Source organism: Pseudalkalibacillus sp. NRS-1564, assembly GCF_050467905.1.
In the GTDB taxonomy this organism is placed as follows: domain Bacteria; phylum Bacillota; class Bacilli; order Bacillales; family Guptibacillaceae; genus Guptibacillus; species Guptibacillus hwajinpoensis_B.
This window is the reverse complement of record NZ_JBITPM010000012.1, coordinates 45,938-65,211: the sequence shown is the minus strand read 5'-3', so window position 1 is coordinate 65,211 and position 19,274 is coordinate 45,938. Positions and strand designations below refer to the sequence as shown.

At 39.7% G+C, this 19,274-nt stretch carries 15 protein-coding genes; 14 read left to right on the top strand and 1 reads right to left on the bottom strand.

The genetic code is table 11. The features are described 5' to 3' along the window. Positions 1–671: 671 nt before the first annotated feature. The 6 genes from xylA to ACIFPW_RS06295 all read left to right on the top strand — a co-directional run bounded on the left by xylA (position 672) and on the right by ACIFPW_RS06295 (position 8,323). Positions 672–2,003, top strand: coding sequence for a xylose isomerase (xylA, locus tag ACIFPW_RS06320; protein ID WP_303533555.1), 1,332 nt, complete (start codon positions 672–674; stop codon positions 2,001–2,003). A 50-nt stretch (positions 2,004–2,053) separates the two neighbouring features. Next, the gene (gene xylB / locus ACIFPW_RS06315) at positions 2,054–3,541 is read left to right on the top strand and encodes a xylulokinase (RefSeq protein ID WP_430242935.1); all 1,488 of its coding nucleotides are present in this window, start codon (positions 2,054–2,056) and stop codon (positions 3,539–3,541) included. Between the two features lie 1,172 nt (positions 3,542–4,713). Then, the gene (locus ACIFPW_RS06310; RefSeq protein ID WP_194221836.1) at positions 4,714–5,406 is read left to right on the top strand and encodes a MerR family transcriptional regulator; all 693 of its coding nucleotides are present in this window, start codon (positions 4,714–4,716) and stop codon (positions 5,404–5,406) included. A gap of 45 nt (positions 5,407–5,451) precedes the next feature. Next, complete coding sequence (locus ACIFPW_RS06305; protein ID WP_430242933.1) at positions 5,452–5,940, top strand: hypothetical protein; 489 nt, start codon at positions 5,452–5,454, stop codon at positions 5,938–5,940. Between the two features lie 114 nt (positions 5,941–6,054). Further along, positions 6,055–6,591, top strand: a complete 537-nt coding sequence (locus ACIFPW_RS06300; RefSeq protein WP_430242932.1) for a hypothetical protein — start codon at positions 6,055–6,057, stop codon at positions 6,589–6,591. Between the two features lie 241 nt (positions 6,592–6,832). Continuing rightward, positions 6,833–8,323 (top strand): helix-turn-helix domain-containing protein, encoded by a 1,491-nt coding sequence (locus ACIFPW_RS06295; protein ID WP_430242930.1) that lies wholly within the window; start codon positions 6,833–6,835, stop codon positions 8,321–8,323. Positions 8,324–8,402: 79 nt separating this feature from the next. Here the strand turns inward: ACIFPW_RS06295 and ACIFPW_RS06290 are convergent, their stop codons facing one another. Further along, positions 8,403–9,293, bottom strand: coding sequence for a fructose bisphosphate aldolase (locus ACIFPW_RS06290; protein ID WP_430242929.1), 891 nt, complete (start codon positions 9,291–9,293; stop codon positions 8,403–8,405). Positions 9,294–9,680: 387 nt separating this feature from the next. Here ACIFPW_RS06290 and hutU point away from each other — a divergent pair, with 387 nt between their 5' ends. The 8 genes from hutU (at position 9,681) to ACIFPW_RS06250 (ending at position 19,076) form a co-directional block, all read left to right on the top strand. Beyond that, entirely contained in the window at positions 9,681–11,348 is a 1,668-nt protein-coding gene (hutU, locus tag ACIFPW_RS06285) for a urocanate hydratase (protein WP_430242927.1), read from the top strand. A gap of 13 nt (positions 11,349–11,361) precedes the next feature. Continuing rightward, positions 11,362–12,636, top strand: coding sequence for an imidazolonepropionase (gene hutI, locus ACIFPW_RS06280; protein WP_430242925.1), 1,275 nt, complete (start codon positions 11,362–11,364; stop codon positions 12,634–12,636). Further along, positions 12,633–13,619, top strand: coding sequence for an agmatinase family protein (locus ACIFPW_RS06275; protein ID WP_430242923.1), 987 nt, complete (start codon positions 12,633–12,635; stop codon positions 13,617–13,619). Before hutI ends, ACIFPW_RS06275 begins: the two co-directional genes overlap by 4 nt. A 101-nt stretch (positions 13,620–13,720) precedes the next feature. Further along, positions 13,721–14,161 (top strand): hut operon transcriptional regulator HutP, encoded by a 441-nt coding sequence (gene hutP / locus ACIFPW_RS06270; protein ID WP_226613503.1) that lies wholly within the window; start codon positions 13,721–13,723, stop codon positions 14,159–14,161. A 105-nt stretch (positions 14,162–14,266) separates the two neighbouring features. Continuing rightward, on the top strand, positions 14,267–15,784 hold the full coding sequence (hutH, locus tag ACIFPW_RS06265) for a histidine ammonia-lyase (protein ID WP_430242921.1): 1,518 nt from the start codon (positions 14,267–14,269) through the stop codon (positions 15,782–15,784). Between the two features lie 151 nt (positions 15,785–15,935). Next, a complete protein-coding gene (locus ACIFPW_RS06260; protein WP_430242918.1) occupies positions 15,936–16,202 on the top strand; it encodes a hypothetical protein in 267 nt (88 codons plus the stop codon). 163 nt (positions 16,203–16,365) lie between these two features. Beyond that, positions 16,366–16,929: a DUF6241 domain-containing protein gene (locus ACIFPW_RS06255; protein ID WP_430242915.1), complete on the top strand. Its 564-nt coding sequence runs from the start codon at positions 16,366–16,368 to the stop codon at positions 16,927–16,929. 83 nt (positions 16,930–17,012) lie between these two features. Then, positions 17,013–19,076 carry a thioredoxin domain-containing protein gene (locus ACIFPW_RS06250; RefSeq protein WP_430242912.1) on the top strand — a complete coding sequence of 688 codons (2,064 nt, stop codon included), beginning with the start codon at positions 17,013–17,015 and terminating at the stop codon, positions 19,074–19,076. Positions 19,077–19,274: the final 198 nt, after the last annotated feature.

The window sequence follows — 19,274 nt, the reverse complement described above, 5'->3', positions numbered from 1 at the left end:
TGATACTCCTCGTTATTTGTTAACTGCTCTCGTAGTGTTTGAAATGAATTTTCTATGAATTTGAGTAGGATAGATGAATGTTATATCGTCGTCTAAGTTAATATAGCAGCATTTACGACTTCCTAATTTGGGGGGAGGGATATAATGAAATCCGATTAATATAAGAACGTTGAGGCAAGCAGAAGCAATATTTGGAGGAGTATATATGGCTAGCAATATAAATGATTTACAGAGGGGGGCGGATCGTACCCCATTTTTTTAAGTAAAGAAGATCGGTAGAAGCAGAAAATTACGTTGACTGTAAGTGCATTCGTGAAAGAGAAATACCATTGGATGAGTAATCTCTTACTAGTGATGGAGTCTTATTTTTCCAAATCAACTATTAATGATATAACTGCCTCTACAACTAGTATCTATTTGACTAAATTATTAATATTGTTCACTTTAGTAATTTTAAACTTAGTTTATCTAATAGACAAACTAATGTAGGGGTGCTATACTTTTGGGTGAAAGCAGTTACATAAAGTCATTAGAAATTAGATAAGTTTAAAGGATTTTTTTACTGTAGGTGACACCATGTTCTCTGCTTTACATCATGAAGTTCTTATCCATTAACAGGTAGGGTAAGTGTACGCATTGGTTAGCTAATTTTATTTGAGGAGGAGATTATTTTGGGTTATTTTAACAACATTAATCGTATTCAGTATGAGGGAGCACAATCCACAAACCCGTTTGCATTCAAATATTACAACCCGAATGAAAAAATTGGTCATAAAACGATGAAAGAACATCTTCGTTTTTCGGTTGCTTACTGGCATACATTCACTGCAGATGGTGCTGATCCATTTGGTGCCGGCACGATGATACGTCCATGGAGTGAATACAGCGGTATGGATCAAGCAAAAGCAAGGGTCGAAGCTGCATTTGAACTGTTTGATAAGCTAGACGCGCCATTTTTCTGTTTTCATGACGTAGATATAGCTCCTGAAGGAGAAACACTTAAAGAGTCATATAATAACCTCGATACCATCGTTAAGATGATAAAAGACTACATGAAAACAAGCTCTACAAAGCTGTTGTGGAATACGGCAAACATGTTCACCCATCCGCGATTCACTCACGGAGCTGCGACCACCTCTGAAGCAGACGTGTTTGCTTATGCAGCAGCAAAAGTGAAGAAAGGACTGGAAGTTGGGAAAGAGCTTGGCGCAGAGAATTATGTATTCTGGGGTGGACGTGAAGGATATGAAACTTTGCTTAACACAGATATGAAGCTTGAACTCGACAACCTAGCACGCTTTTTCCACATGGCGCTTGATTATGCAAACGAAATTAATTTTACCGGACAATTTCTTATTGAACCGAAACCAAAAGAACCATCAAAGCATCAATATGATTTTGATGTAGCTACATCTCTATCATTTCTTCAAAAATATGATTTGCAGAACCATTTTAAATTCAATATCGAAGCGAATCATGCGACGTTGGCAGGTCACACGTTTGAACACGAACTCCATACCGCTCGAATAAATGGCATGCTAGGATCAGTGGATGCTAATCAAGGTGATACGCTTCTTGGGTGGGATACTGATGAATTCCCAACGGATTTGTACGCTACTACTCTCGCAATGTATGAGATATTAAAAAATGATGGACTTGGAAAAGGTGGCTTGAACTTTGATGCTAAGGTTCGTCGGAACTCCTTCGATCCTGACGATCTTTTCCACGCCCATATTGCTGGGATGGATAGCTTTGCAATTGGATTAAAGGCGGCTCATCAAATGTTAGAGGATCGAATTCTTGAGAATTTTATTTCGGATCGCTATCGTAGTTTCTCAGAAGGTATTGGGAAAGAAATTATCGAAGGAAAGACGGACTTTCATAAGCTTGAGAAATATGCTTTAGGACTTAATGACATTGAGACAAAATCAGGACGTATGGAAAAACTAAAAGGTGAAATTAACTCATATTTACTAAATGCTTTTTCAAATGTTCGTGTATAAGTTAAAGAATGAAACTTAAAGTAAATGGTTGAGGGAAAGGAGGAAGCACCATGAGCTATGTTATTGGAGTCGATCTAGGCACAAGTGCAGTCAAAGTCATCGCTGTAGATCGAACTGGGCAAATTCAAGCAGAAGTATCAAAGACATATCCGCTTCATCAACCCAAGTCTGGATACAGCGAGCAAAACCCTGACGATTGGGTGGAACAAACCCTTCATGCTTTGGAGGAGATTACCCGACAACTTCCTTCCTCGGCAATTATTGAAGGAATGAGTTTCTCTGGGCAAATGCATGGGCTTGTATTACTGGATCAAGATAATAAGCCTCTTCGGCAGGCCATTCTCTGGAATGATACAAGAACTACTGAACAATGCCGAACGATTGAGAAACTTGTGGGGGAAAAGAGGTTGCTTGAAATCACCCATAACCCTGCGCTCGAAGGATTTACACTTCCTAAATTACTTTGGGTGAAAGAGAATGAACCAGATTTATACGCTAGAACTAAGGTTTTCCTCCTTCCAAAAGATTATGTACGTTATCGTTTAACTGGCGAGCTCCAGATGGAGTATTCCGATGCAGCCGGGACCTTGATGATGGATATTAGTGGGCATAAATGGAGTGAAGAAGTCACTTCCAAGACTAACATCAGTCTATCCCTATGCCCACCGTTGATTGAATCTACTGCCAAAGTCGGTAATATAACAAAGGGATTAGTAAAAGGCTTGGATAATGTAGAAATCTTTGCTGGTGGTGCTGACAATGCATGCGGGGCTATTGGAGCTGGGATTCTTAGAAATGGTAAAACACTCTGTAGTATTGGAACTTCTGGCGTCATTTTGTCATATGAAGATCGCAATCAGCTTGATTTTAACGGCAAGGTTCACTTTTTTAATCATAGTAAGCCGGGTGCTTATTATACAATGGGGGTCACGCTTTCCGCAGGTCAGAGTCTGAACTGGTTTCGAGACCAATTTGCCGAAGGAGTGCCATTCGATGAATTGCTTTCTTCTATCGACAATATCCCTGCAGGTGCGAATGGATTGCTCTTTACGCCATATTTGGCCGGAGAGAGAACGCCGCATGCGGATTCATCCATACGAGGCAGTTTTATCGGAATGGATGTTTCACACACTAGAACTCATTTTGTAAAAGCAGTATTAGAAGGGGTCACTTTTTCGTTGAAGGAGTCACTTTCTATTTTTAGAGAAAATGGAAAAGACATTCATGAAATTGTTTCTATTGGTGGTGGGGCAAAGAATGACTCCTGGCTTCAAATGCAGGCGGACATTTTTGATGCTACTGTTGTAAAGCATGAGAGTGAAGAGGGGCCAGCACTTGGGGCGGCGATGCTAGCAGCTGTGGGTTGTAACTGGTTTTCTACACTTGAATCCTGCAGTGATTCCTTTATAAAAGTGAAAGAACGTTTTACTCCGAATCAAGCTAATGTAAAAGTATATAGAAAACTGTTTTCGATTTATCAATCCGTATATGTTCAGACAAAAGAATTGAGTGAGCAGTTAAAATCAATTCGTCAATAAAAAATGAGTATGGGTAAACATTAGCTTAAATTGAATAAAAAAAAGGTCCCGTTCATCATTATTGGATAAACGGGACCTTTTTTGCCGAGTTTGTTTCTATTCTGGTTAGCTTTCTGGGGATTATGCTGACGGATTTAAGAAAGTGCAACTCTAGGTATTATCTAGATTAAGATAAGCTTCAAGCCCATTTCTAATAAATACAATATCAACTCCAATTGGCTATTTATCGTTCAAATTGTATTTTAGGGGCTCTATCATATTTGTTGTGGTTTAAGAAAATAGGACATAAAAATACTCGCAAGCTATTTGCTTTTAGTTGAAAGATTATGAAAAAGTTTTGAGGAAAGTGAGGCGTATCCTTGTCTATAGCCCCCTTCTAATGATTCCATCTGTCTAGTCTTATTTAATCGCATATCCGCTGGGATATTCACCGCTCGGTTACGAAGGGCTAGAAGCAAAAGAGGATACGCTAGTTCTACAATCTCATAACGTCTTGGGGCTGAAAGAGGATAGAATTACCTATGAACCACAAAAAGGTGAGGAATGGAAGGTTGAACTTCTTAAGGATCTGGTCAATCAACAACAGACTCAATACCCCTTCTTCTTCATCCCTATCATGGTGGCGATATTCTGGGGAGGATTCGAGCTTCTTAGATAAAAATCACAGAAGAGAGTTCTGTTCCAAGGTTTCCTATATGTTCTTGTTCCAGCATTATCATTAATTGGACACTTGAATGATATAAAAGATATTCTTCAGAATTCTGCCTAAAATGTGAACTAAGGGTTTCTTAGTACCTTCATCTTTTTTACACGAGTATAAAATCAACCTATTATTTATGAAAGACGACACCTGATCCACTAAGGATTTAAGTGTGGTCTTTCTTTTGGATAAGGTCCACTAGTCAATTCTGCTACATCATATACAACGAATTTAAGCAACTAACAAAACAGACTTAATGTCGATATCTTTCTCTGAAGGAAAAATGGTGTCATGATTCGTCCAATGCTGTTAAAACGTTTCAAAACATTACAACAAACGGGGAGGGTTTGGTAGATTAGCGCTATATTTAAGAGTCTCTGTCTGTTGATAAGAACCTTTGTCATCTGGCAGGAAAACTGGTGTAGAGGTATGGAATAACTCATTATAAAATCAACGGGGAGGAATGATGAAGATGAATAATACTTTGATGATTTCCAGGGTGGCTTCCATGTTGAACGTGTCTCGTCATACACTGAAATTATGGGAAGAGCAATTTGCTCCGTTTTTAACTATACCACGTGATGAAAACAACGCTCGGACGTATACAATTGGCGATATTGAAGTGCTTCAATTAATTAAAAATATGAAGGAAAGCCATGCCGAAGATGAGGTCATTATTAATGCATTGGATCAACAAGGAAAAGGAATTGAAAATACTCCTGAACCGATTAACAATCCTGCTGATCAGACTGATATTCAATCATCTCTCTCAAAAATTGTCTCCTTTGTTGAATCTGATGAAGTGAAGAAACTACTGAAAATCGATGAAACGGTTAAACGGTTGGAGAAGGATATTGTCCATCAGGTTCATGAAATTGTTCATGAAGAAATAGCGACTGCATCAGATGCTCATGCAACTATTAATCAAATGGAACTCAATTCTATCGGTAAAAAAATCGATAATCTTGCTGATATTTCAGTCGATGAGCGTGAGTTTTATCAATTTGAGGTGACAAAAGAAAGAAAAATTGCTGAAGATCATATGTCAGCTCGAGAAGAAAGACTGATGGCGGTGGTGCAGGATCGCTTCCGTGATGAAAGTAGATCACATGATCCTAAATGGGGCGTAACGAAAATTAAAAATATATTCGGATTTGCGAAATAAGGAATTGTAATAGAGTAGAGAGAAATCCGAATGGGGGAAGATGAAATGGATCAGGTTAAGGTGATGTTTTCCATACTCAGTCTCCTCGTCGCTGCTACATTTGCGGCTCTCTATATTTATATTTTCTCACTGCATACCGAAGTGAATGGTACAAAAGTGAAAGCGCATGATCAAGTAGTATCTGCTGCATCATTCCCAGCCGAATATAAACAAGCGGAAGAGTTTGTCGGAGATTTTCATGCTTTTTACAATCGAACAACAGGCTATGGCATGATTGATCGTCCGATGGACATAGAAGCCCAACAAGTTCAAGCGGATGCTGCTGTAGCTTATATTAATGTGTTTTTAGAAATTGGTGTAGATCATGACGATCTTAAGAAGGACTTAATGGCGATTAAGGCTCTTGCTAGTATAGAGATTACGACGTCAGAGGTTCGAGAAATTCATAGGTATTTTCATGATCTTGATAAAGTGCTGAACAACTACGACCACGAAGATACCTTTGGTGTCACCGTTACTTTAGGAGATCAATAAGATGAACCATTCCACTCATGCCGTATAGCCTAAAGCGATATCGATTAGCTTATGAGATATCGCTTTTGTTGCGTTAAAGATCAGTTTCATAATAATAAGGGAGGCTATGTCTTGATGAATACCAGACTAAGATTCATCATACTTGGTCTAGCGACACTAGGTAGTTTGGCCCTTACCATTTATGCCCTATTTTCCATAAACGAAAATGTGCAAACTTCAAGTAAGGAACTTGTATCGTCGGTTTTGGAGGATAGACAAGTTTATTCGAAGGAAGAAATGAAGGATATTGCCTCTCTTCTTCCTGAAAAGACAGATTTGGAAAACGTGAATGCATTTATTGCAGCGAATCATGCCTATTACAATCAGACAACAGGATTTGGAGAAATATCAAATTTGAATATAAATGATCAAACCGATAAAGCTATTGAAATCGTTTCTTATATAAATTTCTATGCAAACAATGAGGACAAGGATCTTGAAAGAGACCTTCAGGAGATCAAATCCATTTCGCTTCGTTACGTTGAGCATGCAAGTCAAAAGGATGTGCAAATGCTACATCGCTATTTCCATGACCTCGATATTGGGTTAAATGGCTACGGAGCATACGATAAAGTATGGGGTGTTACTGCTGTACTTGGTAAAGGTGAATGAAGAAGTCTTAAACTTATAATGAAGGATAAGAAGGATTGCTAAATGACTAGCATGTCCTTTTTTGTTTTGTCATAAAAGAGTTTATATGAATGATGAAAAAACATTGTGATATGTGCATTATTTTGACAAAATGAATGATAAAGAAAGTTGAAATAAGTGAATTTTTTAACAAAGGATAATCCGCTGATGATGTAAGGTAGATTAAACGAAATGGTAAGTAAAAAGTAGGTGAGAAAGATCTATGTACAAACTATTAATTTCAGACCGTGATTCACGAGAACTGAGCGGATTAGAATGGTTAATTTCAAAGTATTCCTTTCCTATTTCCTTATTCATAACTGCGAACCATCTAACAGAAGTGATGACTATGTTAGAAAGGGAATTACCAGATGTGGTTTTCATTGAATTAGATATGATCCCCAGGGGGAAGTGGGGTCTTATGAAAACTTTTATTAACCGGTATGCAGGTGAAGTTATTGCTGTGACGGCAGAACCAACGTTTGAACGGGCAAAAGAAGCGATTGAAATCGGTGCAATAGACTTAATCGTGAAACCGCTTTCTCCCCTAGAGGTGAAAACATCTCTGCAAAAAGCCTTTCGTAATGCTAAAGCGGTAAATAAGACACTGTTAGGAGGAGAGGCATACGAAAGAGTTTGGTATAAATCATTGTTTATTGATGATCAAGTAAACCATCACTTTCCAGTATATTTAATGAAGTTAGAAAAAAGCGATTATCTTGAGGAGTTGCGTCAGTTTATAGATCAATTTGATTTTTATAACAAGCCCCTTGTCTTTTCAACCAGTGATCGAATCGTGGTTGTATTTGAGAATGCCATTCCAGATTCAAATAGTCAGGCACAGCGCTTCTTACGGGAGTGGGAGCAGTTGAATGAATCGTCCCTCGTAATAGCGGTGCATCATGGCAAGTCAGATCTGTCACTACACCAAATTTATATGAAGTTAAAGAAAGTTATGGAAATGGTGTTCTTCACTGGCTACCAACAAATTCTTCGTGCTGATCAAGATGAAGCCTGGGAGGAGATAGATCCATTTTTGACGATTACAGAACAGCGGAAGTGGGTTTTCATGCTTGATGAATCTTGTGTAGATGAAATGAAAAAGTGGATGTATGAGCAATTTTATGGAATGGAACCTCCATATCCAGACCCAGGATTGCTTCGAACACGTTTAACAAGCATTCTTGCTCAAATTCGAAGATTTATGGTTCGAAAAGGGTTGACGGATGTCCGTGATGAAACTTTGTATAAAGAAGTGTTTGAATCGATATTATATAGTTCTGTACTCTACCGAATTGTACAGGACTTAATATTATTCATCACACAACTTCTTCATCAATTAGCCGATAACCCACCTTTAAAAAGAAATATCATTGAGGAAACGCTCGCTTACATTGATGATCATTCCAATGATCCTAATCTATCATTAGAAGAAGTAGCTAATCATGTCCTTCGCAATCCAGCTTACCTAAGCCATACATTAACACAAAAATATGGACGGTCGTTTCGTGAAATATTAACGTATACCCGTATTCAAAAAGCAAAAGAGTTGCTCATGACTACACAAGAAACTATTCAATTCATTGCGCGTGAATCAGGCTTTAAGAGCCCGAACTATTTTAGTCGAGTTTTTAAAGAAGTCGCAGGGCAAACTCCAGGAGAGTATCGACGGTTTCAGTCGAATGAACCGAAAGTCAAGAAATTCTCCACATAACAAACGGGTGCGAATACATTCTCGTATTCGCACCCGTTTCATATTGATAAAAGAAATACACTACTATATCTTCTTGTTACTATTTTTTATTAACTGAAGCATCATAAATGGAATCAACCGCACTTTGCAACGCTTCATTAAATTCTGCATCAGACTGATTCGCATTTAAATCAGCTGCTAATGCTCTCGAAAAGCTTGCAATCAGACCATCATTTTCTTTCAGTTTTTCATTGGCTTCATCACGAGAATAGCCGCCTGAAAGTGCTACAACGCGAAGAACGCGTGGATGCTCAATCAATTCTTTGTAAGCATTTGCTCGCGTTGGAATTGAAAGCTTTAGCATGACATTTTGATCTTCAGATAAATCATTGAGTTGCTTCAAAATTTCATCGCGCAAAATCTCTTCAGATTTCTCTTTGTTTTCACTATGAATATTAACTTCTGGTTCAATAATTGGCATAATATCAGTCGCTAAAATTCGTTTGGCGATTTCAAACTGCTGATCTACGACTGCTTTAATGCCACTTGGATTAGGCTCATGGATGACAGAGCGCATTTTAGTTCCAAAAATCTTTCGCTCAGATGCACGACCTAGCGTCTCATCTAAATCATGAATTGGTTTCATAAGCTGTACGCCATTCTCTTGATCTGCTAGTCCTTTATCCACTTTTAGGAAGGGAACGATCCCTTTGTCTGCAAGAAAGTCTGCTGTATACTTTCCTTCGATTTCCCGGTCCATTGTTTGTTCGAATAAGATAGCGCCTAGAATTTGGTCTCCACTAAAAGCGGGTGAAGTAATAATTCTTGTACGCATCTGATGTACTCGGTCAAACATTTCATCTTCGTTAGAGTAGGAATCTTCAGGAACGCCATATTCTGCGAGCGCCTTAGGAGTACTACCACCACTTTGGTCTAACGCTGCGATAAATCCTTTTCCGTTCTTGATTTTGTCAAATTGACTGTTATTCATGTTCTCCACTCCTTTTTGATTCTAAACTTTAATAAAGCAACCACCTATACTCTTCCCAATATTACGTCATACATAACACGGAATTTCTTAGATAACAGAATACTAATAAAACCGATATAAAATATCGCTTTTTCTATTTTCATAGACGTTCTTAAACAGATGGTTCCCTACATTCATGAAACTTACCCGACTCGGCTTACTTTTAATCATGTGATGGAAATAGCTTAATTACTCTTTATAAAATAATTACTATTTGTTTTGATAGCAGCTTAAACTGATATCGTTTTTTATAAATAATGTGCTATTATTCGAAAATTGGTCATCTATTTCCATAGTGATTGTCATGCTACGATTTCAATATGAACGCATTTCGAAAGGATGGGGAGTATGTCGGATATCAAATCAAAGAGAGTGACGCAGTATAGAGGCACAGAGCTTCATACAAAAGGCTGGGTTCAGGAGGCAGCTTTACGGATGCTTAGTAATAATCTACATTCTGATGTGGCAGAAAATCCAGATGAACTTGTTGTATATGGAGGAATAGGAAAAGCGGCACGTAACTGGGATTGTTATGAGGCGATCGTGAATTCGTTAAAAGAGTTGGAAAATGATGAAACGTTGTTAATACAGTCTGGAAAGCCGGTTGCTGTTTTCAGAACTCATAAAGATGCTCCGAAGGTATTAATTGCTAACTCTAATTTAGTTCCGGCATGGGCCAATTGGGAGCACTTTCATGAGCTTGATCGAAAAGGGTTAATGATGTATGGCCAGATGACGGCTGGCAGCTGGATCTACATTGGAAGTCAGGGAATTGTACAGGGGACATATGAGACGTTTGGTGAATGCGCCAAACAGCATTTCAATGGAACTTTAAAGAATACGATTACCCTAACAGCTGGCTTAGGCGGGATGGGGGCTGCTCAACCGCTAGCTGTAACTCTTAATGGTGGGGTTTGTATTGCGATAGAAATGGATCCAAAGCGAATGGAGCGGAGAATTGAAACAAACTATCTTGATACTTCCACTACGAGTCTTGCTAAAGCGATTGAAATGGCGAAGAATGCAAGTGACAAAGGAGAAGCGCTTTCGATTGGTTTACTTGGTAATGCAGCAGAGATGTTACCTAAAATGATCGAAAAGGGTTTTATTCCAGATATTCTAACAGATCAGACTTCGGCACATGATCCCCTTAATGGATATATTCCAGTGAAATTAGATCTAATAGAAGCGAATAAGTTAAGGATAGAAAATCCAACCCAATATAATAAGCTGGCAAAGAAAAGTATCGCTACACACGTTCAAGCTATGCTTGATATGCAAAAACTCGGAGCCATCACCTTTGATTATGGAAATAACATTCGTCAAGTGGCAAAAGACGAAGGGATTCAAAATGCATTCGATTTTCCAGGTTTTGTACCGGCTTATATTCGCCCGCAATTTTGTGAAGGAAAGGGTCCATTTCGCTGGGTAGCTTTGTCGGGAAATCCAGAAGATATTTATAAAACAGATGAAGTGATTTTAAAAGAGTTTAGTCATAATGAACACTTGTGCAATTGGATTCGAATGGCAAGGAAGAAAATTAGTTTCCAGGGACTTCCCTCACGTATTTGTTGGCTCGGCTGTGGAGAACGAGCTAAATTCGGAAAAATTATAAATGATATGGTAGCGAGCGGAGAATTGAGTGCACCAATTGTGATTGGACGTGATCATCTTGACTCTGGCTCTGTAGCTTCACCAAATCGAGAAACAGAAGCCATGAAAGATGGAAGCGATGCTGTAGCCGACTGGCCCATTTTGAATGCCATGATTAATAGTGTAGGTGGAGCAAGCTGGGTCAGCGTTCACCACGGTGGCGGTGTTGGAATGGGATATTCTCTCCATGCAGGGATGGTCATTGTAGCAGATGGCACAAAAGAAGCGGAAAAACGTCTTGAACGTGTGTTAACAACTGATCCTGGTATGGGTGTCATTCGACACGTTGACGCGGGGTATGAACTAGCAAGGAAAACAGCAGAAGAGAAAGGGATTCAAGTCCCGATGCTACGAAAGAAATAGGAGGTGGATGGTAATGACAAAGCGACTATTAATAAAGAATGCGGCCCAGCTAATTACGATGGAAGGTTATTCCAATCATCCTGCTAGAAAAGAAGAAATGTCGCAAATTGGAATGATTGAAGATGGTGCGGTTTATATGGAAAATGGAATTATTATTGAAGTAGGACCAAGCGCCGACATAGTTAATAAGTATCAAGATTCTATTCATGCGTCAGAGATCATCGATGCAACAGGGAAAGTGGTAACTCCAGGGCTGATAGACCCTCATACGCATTTAGTTCATGCAGGGACGAGAGAAAATGAATATGCGATGCGATTACATGGGAAGACGTATATGGAAATCATGGAAGCAGGCGGGGGGATTCATGCAACAACTCGCGCGACCCAAGAAGCGAGTCATGAAGAACTTTTCGAACAGTCTAAAAAACGCTTGAACAAATTTTTGTTACACGGTGTGACAACACTTGAGGCCAAAAGTGGTTACGGGCTAACGCTAGATCATGAAATAAAGCAATTAGAGGTAGCTAAACTATTAAATGAGTCGCATCCTATAGATATCGTTTCAACCTTTATGGGTGCTCATGCTGTTCCTTTATCAGAGAAAAGCGATCCTGAAAAATTCGTCTCGAAAGTGATCACTGAAATGATCCCTGAAATAGCAAAGCGGAAGTTGGCTACTTTTAATGATGTTTTTTGTGAACGGGGTGTTTTCACACCGGATCAATCAAAGCGAATCCTTGAAGCAGGTAAAGCTCATGGACTAATTCCCAAAATTCATGCAGATGAAATTGAACCTTATGGCGGAGCGGAACTAGCTGCATCCGTTGGGGCCATTTCAGCAGATCACCTTCTCAGAGCATCGGATCAGGGGATAAAGGACATGACAGACGCTGGAGTTATTGGCGTATTACTTCCAGGAACAGCATTTTTCTTAATGGCTGATTTTGCAGAGGGGAGAAAAATGATTGATGCAGGAATAGCCATTGCGTTATCTACTGATGCGAATCCAGGGTCATCTCCCACACTTTCTCTGCCATTTATTATGAACTTAGGCTGTTTGAAAATGGGATTGACACCTGAAGAAGTGTTGACTGCGACTACAATCAATGCAGCCCATGCAATTGGTTGTGCAGATGTGGCTGGAAGTCTTGAGTCTGGAAAAAAAGCAGATTTCACAATATTTGATGTTCCGAATTATCTAACTCTCTCCTATCAATATGGAATGAATCATGTCGATACCGTCATTAAAGGGGGAGTGCCACTCGTAGTAGGAGGCTACCTGCAATGAACGATTATCCATACCCAATGTTAAATCGCCCTAGTATGATTTGGTCTAAGCAAACAGATAAACGAGTTGATCTAAAAGTCCATGAATGGATTGAGACAATAGGGGAGAGGAAACCACACTGGGAGGAATATGACGTTACCATTCTCGGGGTACCTTTATCTAAATCGTCTATTAGTACGTCTGCTGCTAGTGAAAATCCTGATGCCATGCGAAGAGCTTGGCGGGCATTTGGCACTTATAACCTTGACGAAGAGGTTGATCTAGCTCGTATAAAAGCAATAGACCTTGGAGATGTCAAGCAGCATGTGACGGATATCAGGTACACACACCAGCAAATTCAGCAAGCGATGGTAGCTATGAGAGAACACCATCCACATACTATACCGTTAATGATGGGTGGGGATCATTCGATTACTGCTATGTTAATTAAAGGCTGGAAGCAAGTTCATAACAACGAAACGATTGGCATTTTACAATTGGATACGCACTTTGATTTACGTGATTTAGCACATATCGGTCCAGCAAATGGAACGCCGATTCGTCAATTAGTAGAAAGTCACACAGTTGAAGGAAAGCATGTTCATACGATCGGATTGCATGGTTTTTTTAATAGTCACGAGTTGAAGAATTATGCTGATCAACACGGCGTTCACTACACTACGATGAAGAAGGTAAGAAAAAACGGGATTCGCCACATTGTGACGGATGCCTTAGCTCAATTAGAAAAAGTGGTTGATACGATTTATTTAACGGTTGATATGGACGTCCTTGATATCGCTTATAACCCGGCAGCACCAGCAGCAACGCCTGGTGGTATGAGTACGGAAGAGCTGTTTGAGGCTGTTCAGTTAGCTGGTGAGCATTCGAAAGTAAAAGCAATGGACATTGTGTGCCTTGATCCCAGAAAAGATGTAGGGGAGATGGGGGTGAAAAGCGCCGTTCATACGATGCTCTCATTTTTAACAGGCGTTTGCAGAAGATAAGGAATACGATCCAAACTAAATCATCTTGACCGCACGTGTTGGTAGCGCTTACAATTAAGTGAGATATTAGTGAATAGTAGAATGATAGACAGGTGAGAGTATTGGCACAAAAAATTTTGATTGGAAAATTAGCGATGCTTGTAGCTTCTTTAACTCCTGAAGAGTTAGAACCATTTTTAGCTCAGCTAAAAGATGTTGATTACTGTCAGGGAAAGTCAGGATCTATGAGCATGCAAAAAGTAATATCAGCTGTCGAAACATCCGCAAAAAGGAATAATATTATTTCGGAAGACCTCTATCGAGAAACGCATGCGTTGTATCACGCCATCTTAGAAGCATTAGAAGGGGTCATGCGGGGGCAAATTGGAGCAGGTGACATGATGAGGACTGTAGGCTTGCGTTTTGCAATAGTACGCGGCTCTCCTTATGAGCATTATGACGAAGGTGAGTGGCTTGCGGTAGCTTTCTATGGAACAATTGGTGCTCCGGTGAAAGGTCTTGAACATGAAACGTTTGGACTAGGAATAAATCATATAGGTTAAAAGCTGCCTAAAGTCATTAGCGATGAGGAGGCGGCAATGGAACAGTCTGTTCCATTGTCGTCTCTTTTTTTATGGCGATCAAATTACTGAAAGAAGGGGATCGACATGATTCAATTAAACGGAACTAATTTAACATTAATCGAAATGAAACAACTTATTTATGGTGGAGAACAGATTACGATTGATCCAGTCAGCATGAATAAAGTGAAGCGGAGCAGAGAGGCTGTAGAACGGATTGTCGCTAGTGGAAAGACTGTATATGGGATCAATACAGGCTTCGGTAAATTTAGCGATGTTCGTATACAGGATAAAGATGTTGATACACTTCAGCTCCATCTCATTCGTTCTCATGCGTGCGGGATAGGTGAATACTTCCCAGAATCAGTGAGTAAAGCAATGGTTGTATTAAGATTGAACGCTTTACTCAAAGGATATTCTGGCGTGCGTCCTTGTATTGTGGAGCGCCTTTGCCATCTTGCGAATGAAAATATCATTCCAGTTATACCAAGTCAAGGTTCTCTTGGTGCTTCCGGGGATCTAGCACCCCTATCTCACCTTGCGCTAGTTCTGGTAGGGGAAGGAAAAGTGCACTATAAGGGCAGCATCGTTCCTACAAAAAGTGTGTATGATGTTCTCTCTTTTCCTGCTCTTTCCTTAAAGGCAAAAGAGGGGCTTGCACTAATTAACGGTACACAGGCGATGACGGCGATGGGAGTCATTAACTATATTGAAGCAGAGCGCTTAATAAATCAGTGTGATTGGATTGGAGCAATGACGTTTGAAGCGCTTAAAGGTATAGTAGATGCCTTCCATCCAGCGATACATGAAGCGCGTGGGTATCCAGAACAAATGGAAGTTGCAGAGCGAATACGAACGCTCACAAACGATAGCAAACTCGTGACACATCAAGGAGAGAAACGAGCACAGGATGCTTACTCGCTGCGCTGTATCCCGCAAGTACATGGAGCTTCTAGACAAAGCTTAGCGTATATTAAAGAAAAACTTGAAATCGAAATGAATGCTGCAACAGATAATCCACTCATCTTAGAGGATGGACAAACGGTTGTGTCCGGAGGGAATTTTCACGGTCAGCCCATTGCAATTGCGATGGACTTCTTAAAAATAGCTGTAGCCGAAATGGCTAATATTTCGGAACGACGAGTGGAGAGGCTCGTTAATCCTCACCTAAATGATCTCCCAGCATTTCTAAGTCCGGACCCTGGTTTGCAGTCTGGCGCCATGATCATGCAATATGCGGCTGCTTCTCTTGTATCAGAAAATAAAACGTTAGCACACCCAGCAAGTGTTGATAGCATTCCATCTTCAGCAAATCAGGAAGACCACGTAAGTATGGGGACAATAGGGGCTCGTCATGCTTATCAAATTATATTGAATGCCCAAAAGGTAGTCGGCATTGAAATGATTTGCGGGATGCAAGCATTAGAAATTCGCGGAATCTCGTTAGCTTCTGTATCAGCTCAGAAGCTTTATGAAGAAGGTCGATTAGTTGTCCCTTCCATCAAGGAAGATCGTGTTTTCTCCGAGGATATCGAAGCTCTTACAAAATGGTTAAAGACAGATCAGTTTGATTGGTCCATTAATCGTCAGTTAATTCCAGGATAAGGCGTAGCTAATCAGAGGAGAACATAGTGAAATAAGCTAAAAAGGACAATGCCTATTAAATAGGATTGTCCTTTTCAACGTCATCTCTTAATCTTCGTAAAATTCGTGGTCCGTTTCAAAGAGAACTTCTTCCTGACAGGATACACAGTCATTGAAGCATCGTGTGAAGTCTAAAGGAAATAAACGACGACAAACGTTAGAGCAGTATCTAGAACAGCTCGGACCAGTTTGGCGACCTCTTGTGTCACTATCTCTTGATCCACATCCTCTAGATCTACGACCAGTTGCTTCACCTTCTGTTTGGTTGTTTCGTTTAACATATGTTCTAGGGTTACTTGCATTACGGCGATTTCCCATTTTAACACCTCCTGTCTCTCAATACTTTATGTCGAAAGAGCTGGACATGCTTATCCATTAGCCTAATAAAACATGCAAATATTCAAGTTTCGAATAAATTTTCAGAAAATAGTTTATTAACCTTGTATTTTTAGAAATGTATGTAAAAATAGGTATAAATGTCCTTTTTGGACTTGCGGAACGTTAAATCTAAACAATCCCTTCCCGATTTGAGAGGGATCGATTTGTTTAAGGAGTTGGAACAGTCAATGCCATCTACAAAAACATTAATCATTTCCATTTCTACTATTTTGGTCTTCATATTTGGATTCACTTACTGGTTTATTTCTGATTTAGGTTGGGATTTAAAAGAAACAACGAATGAAGCGGATACCGTTGATGAAGCGACTGGATCATCTGTTGACCCTGCGCGCTATGTAAGTGACAATGAAGAACCGATTAGCGCTGAAGGCATACCAAAGGAAAGCAAATTTCAGGATTACATTCACGGCATGACTCATCAAAAAGTGGTTGCTAAAGATAAATGGGGAATCTATCAAATTTCAGAAGAACGCATCGATAATATGTTAGAAGTATTAGAGAAAGTACAAGGTACGAATGAAGAATACAAATATCAAGATTTTTACGTTGAAACATTAGAAGAATGGGACGAGGGAGATTTTTCTAATGCGGTAGAAGTTCATAATTACATATGGGATCTAAATGGGGGAACAATTGGAAAAGCAAAAAGATTAATGACAACAGAAGAAGAGCAAAAATATATTGATCAGACATATGATAAGCGGTAATCCCGCTTATTTTTGTTTTTAGGATTATGTAGCTCATTTTGATACACTGAAGAAAGATAAACCAAGAAACGGAGGGTGTAAACGTGAAAAATCAAGCCAATCAGCCATACGAAAATAAGTTAATTCATGAAAAATCGCCCTATTTGCTTCAGCATGCTCACAATCCAGTAGACTGGTATCCATGGGGAGCGGAAGCGTTTGAAAAAGCGAAGCGGGAGGATAAACCTGTTCTTGTTTCGATTGGGTATTCGACTTGTCATTGGTGTCATGTAATGGAAAGAGAAAGCTTTGAGGATGAGGAAACAGCAAAGCTTTTAAACGATCGATTTGTAGCGATTAAGGTCGATCGCGAAGAGCGTCCAGATATTGATTCAATATATATGAAAGTTTGTCAGGGATTAACGGGTCAGGGTGGGTGGCCATTGAACGTTTTTCTAACTTCTGATCAAAAACCATTCTACGCAGGAACGTACTTCCCGAAAGAAAGCAGATACAATATTCCTGGGTTTAAAGATGCTATTATGCAGCTTTATCAGCAATATAAGGAAAACCCTGATCGAATTACAGGAATCGGGGAGAAAATTACAGCCTCCTTGCAAGAGCGGATGAATGCAGAAGGTGGGGAATTAACAGAGGAACCTTTACATAAAGCTTTTGAGCAGATGCAAAATTCCTTTGATACCATCTTTGGTGGTTTTGGTCAGTCTCCAAAATTCCCATCACCTCATATGCTGATGTATTTACTTAGATATTATCGACAATACGATAATGATCTCGCATTAACAATGGTTACACGAACGCTTGACGCGATGGCAAAGGGCGGGATATATGATCATGTTGGCTATGGCTTCGCAAGATATGCGGTAGATCAGGAATGGCTAGTGCCTCACTTTGAGAAGATGTTGTATGATAACGCCATGCTTGCCCTTACCTACACGGAAGCTTATCAAGTAACGGGAGAAGAACACTATAAGAAAGTCGCTTGTGATGTTCTCGAGTATGTGACGCGAGATATGACTAGTGAGCAAGGTGGCTTTTATTCCGCTGAAGACGCTGACTCAGAAGGAGAAGAGGGGAAGTATTATGTTTGGACAGAGAGTGAGGTCCACGACATCCTTGGCGATAAGCTAGGCTCCCTATATTGCAAAGCTTATGACATCACGTCAAAAGGGAACTTTGAAGGGAAAAACATTCCTAACTTGATTCAAACCGATCTTTCAAAGGTTGCTAAATCATTTAGCATGACAGAAAAAGATGTTAATAAGCAGTTAAAAGAGGCTAGAAAGAAGCTGTATGAGGTTCGTGAAAAACGGATTCACCCCTATAAGGATGATAAGATTCTTACAAGCTGGAATATGCTTATGATTGCAGCTTTCGCTAAGGCAGGAAGGGTGTTCGCTCAACATACCTACACACAAACTGCTGAGCAATCATTCAGATTCATCGAAGAAAATCTCGTCATAGACGGTAGATTAATGGCTCGTTACCGCGATGGTGAAGTGAAATTTAAAGCATACCATGATGATTATGCTTATGGATTATGGGCATTAAACGAATTGTATGAAGCTACGTTTAAGTCAGAATACCTCGTCAAAGCGAAAAAACTGTCAGATGAGATGCACGATTTATTCTGGGACGATAGCGCTGGAGGTTTCTATCTTTACGGCCATGATGCAGATGAATTAATTGCACGACCTAAGGATGTGCATGATGGGGCGCTACCGTCTGGAAATAGTGTAGCTGTTCTTCAACTGCTTCGTTTGTCGAAGTTAACGGGGGAGGCAAAGTATGATGTGTGGGCTAACAAGATGTTTACCGCTTTTTCAGGTGATGTATCTTCGTATTCCAGTGGACACGCTTATTTCTTAATGAGCAAGCTTTATACTTTATCCTCTCCAAAAGAAGTTGTTATTGTTGGGAAAAATGGTGATACAAGCAAAGAAAAGATTGCAGAGTTTTTACAGCAGAACTTTTTCCCTGAACTTACAGTGATTAGTACTGAAGATCCTACCTTGTTAAAAGAAGCAGCTCCATTTGCAGCTGAATTTGAAAAGACAGATACGACAACGATCTATGTTTGTGAGAATTTTAGTTGTTCGCTTCCTGAGACGAATGTAGAGAAGGTAATAAAAGAATTGGATAATTAAACAAAGAAGCTACCCAGGTTGTGAGACCATGGTAGCTTCTTTGTCACTAGTAAAGTTGTCGGACGAGAAAAAGTATGGTGATGATAAATTCTCGATAGAAAGCTTCTATTGCACCCTGATTTGATATGTTTCTATTTTGAAGATGAATACGTGTACCTTAAGAGAAAAGTGTGTTCTCTTAAAGAAAGATATGAGCTC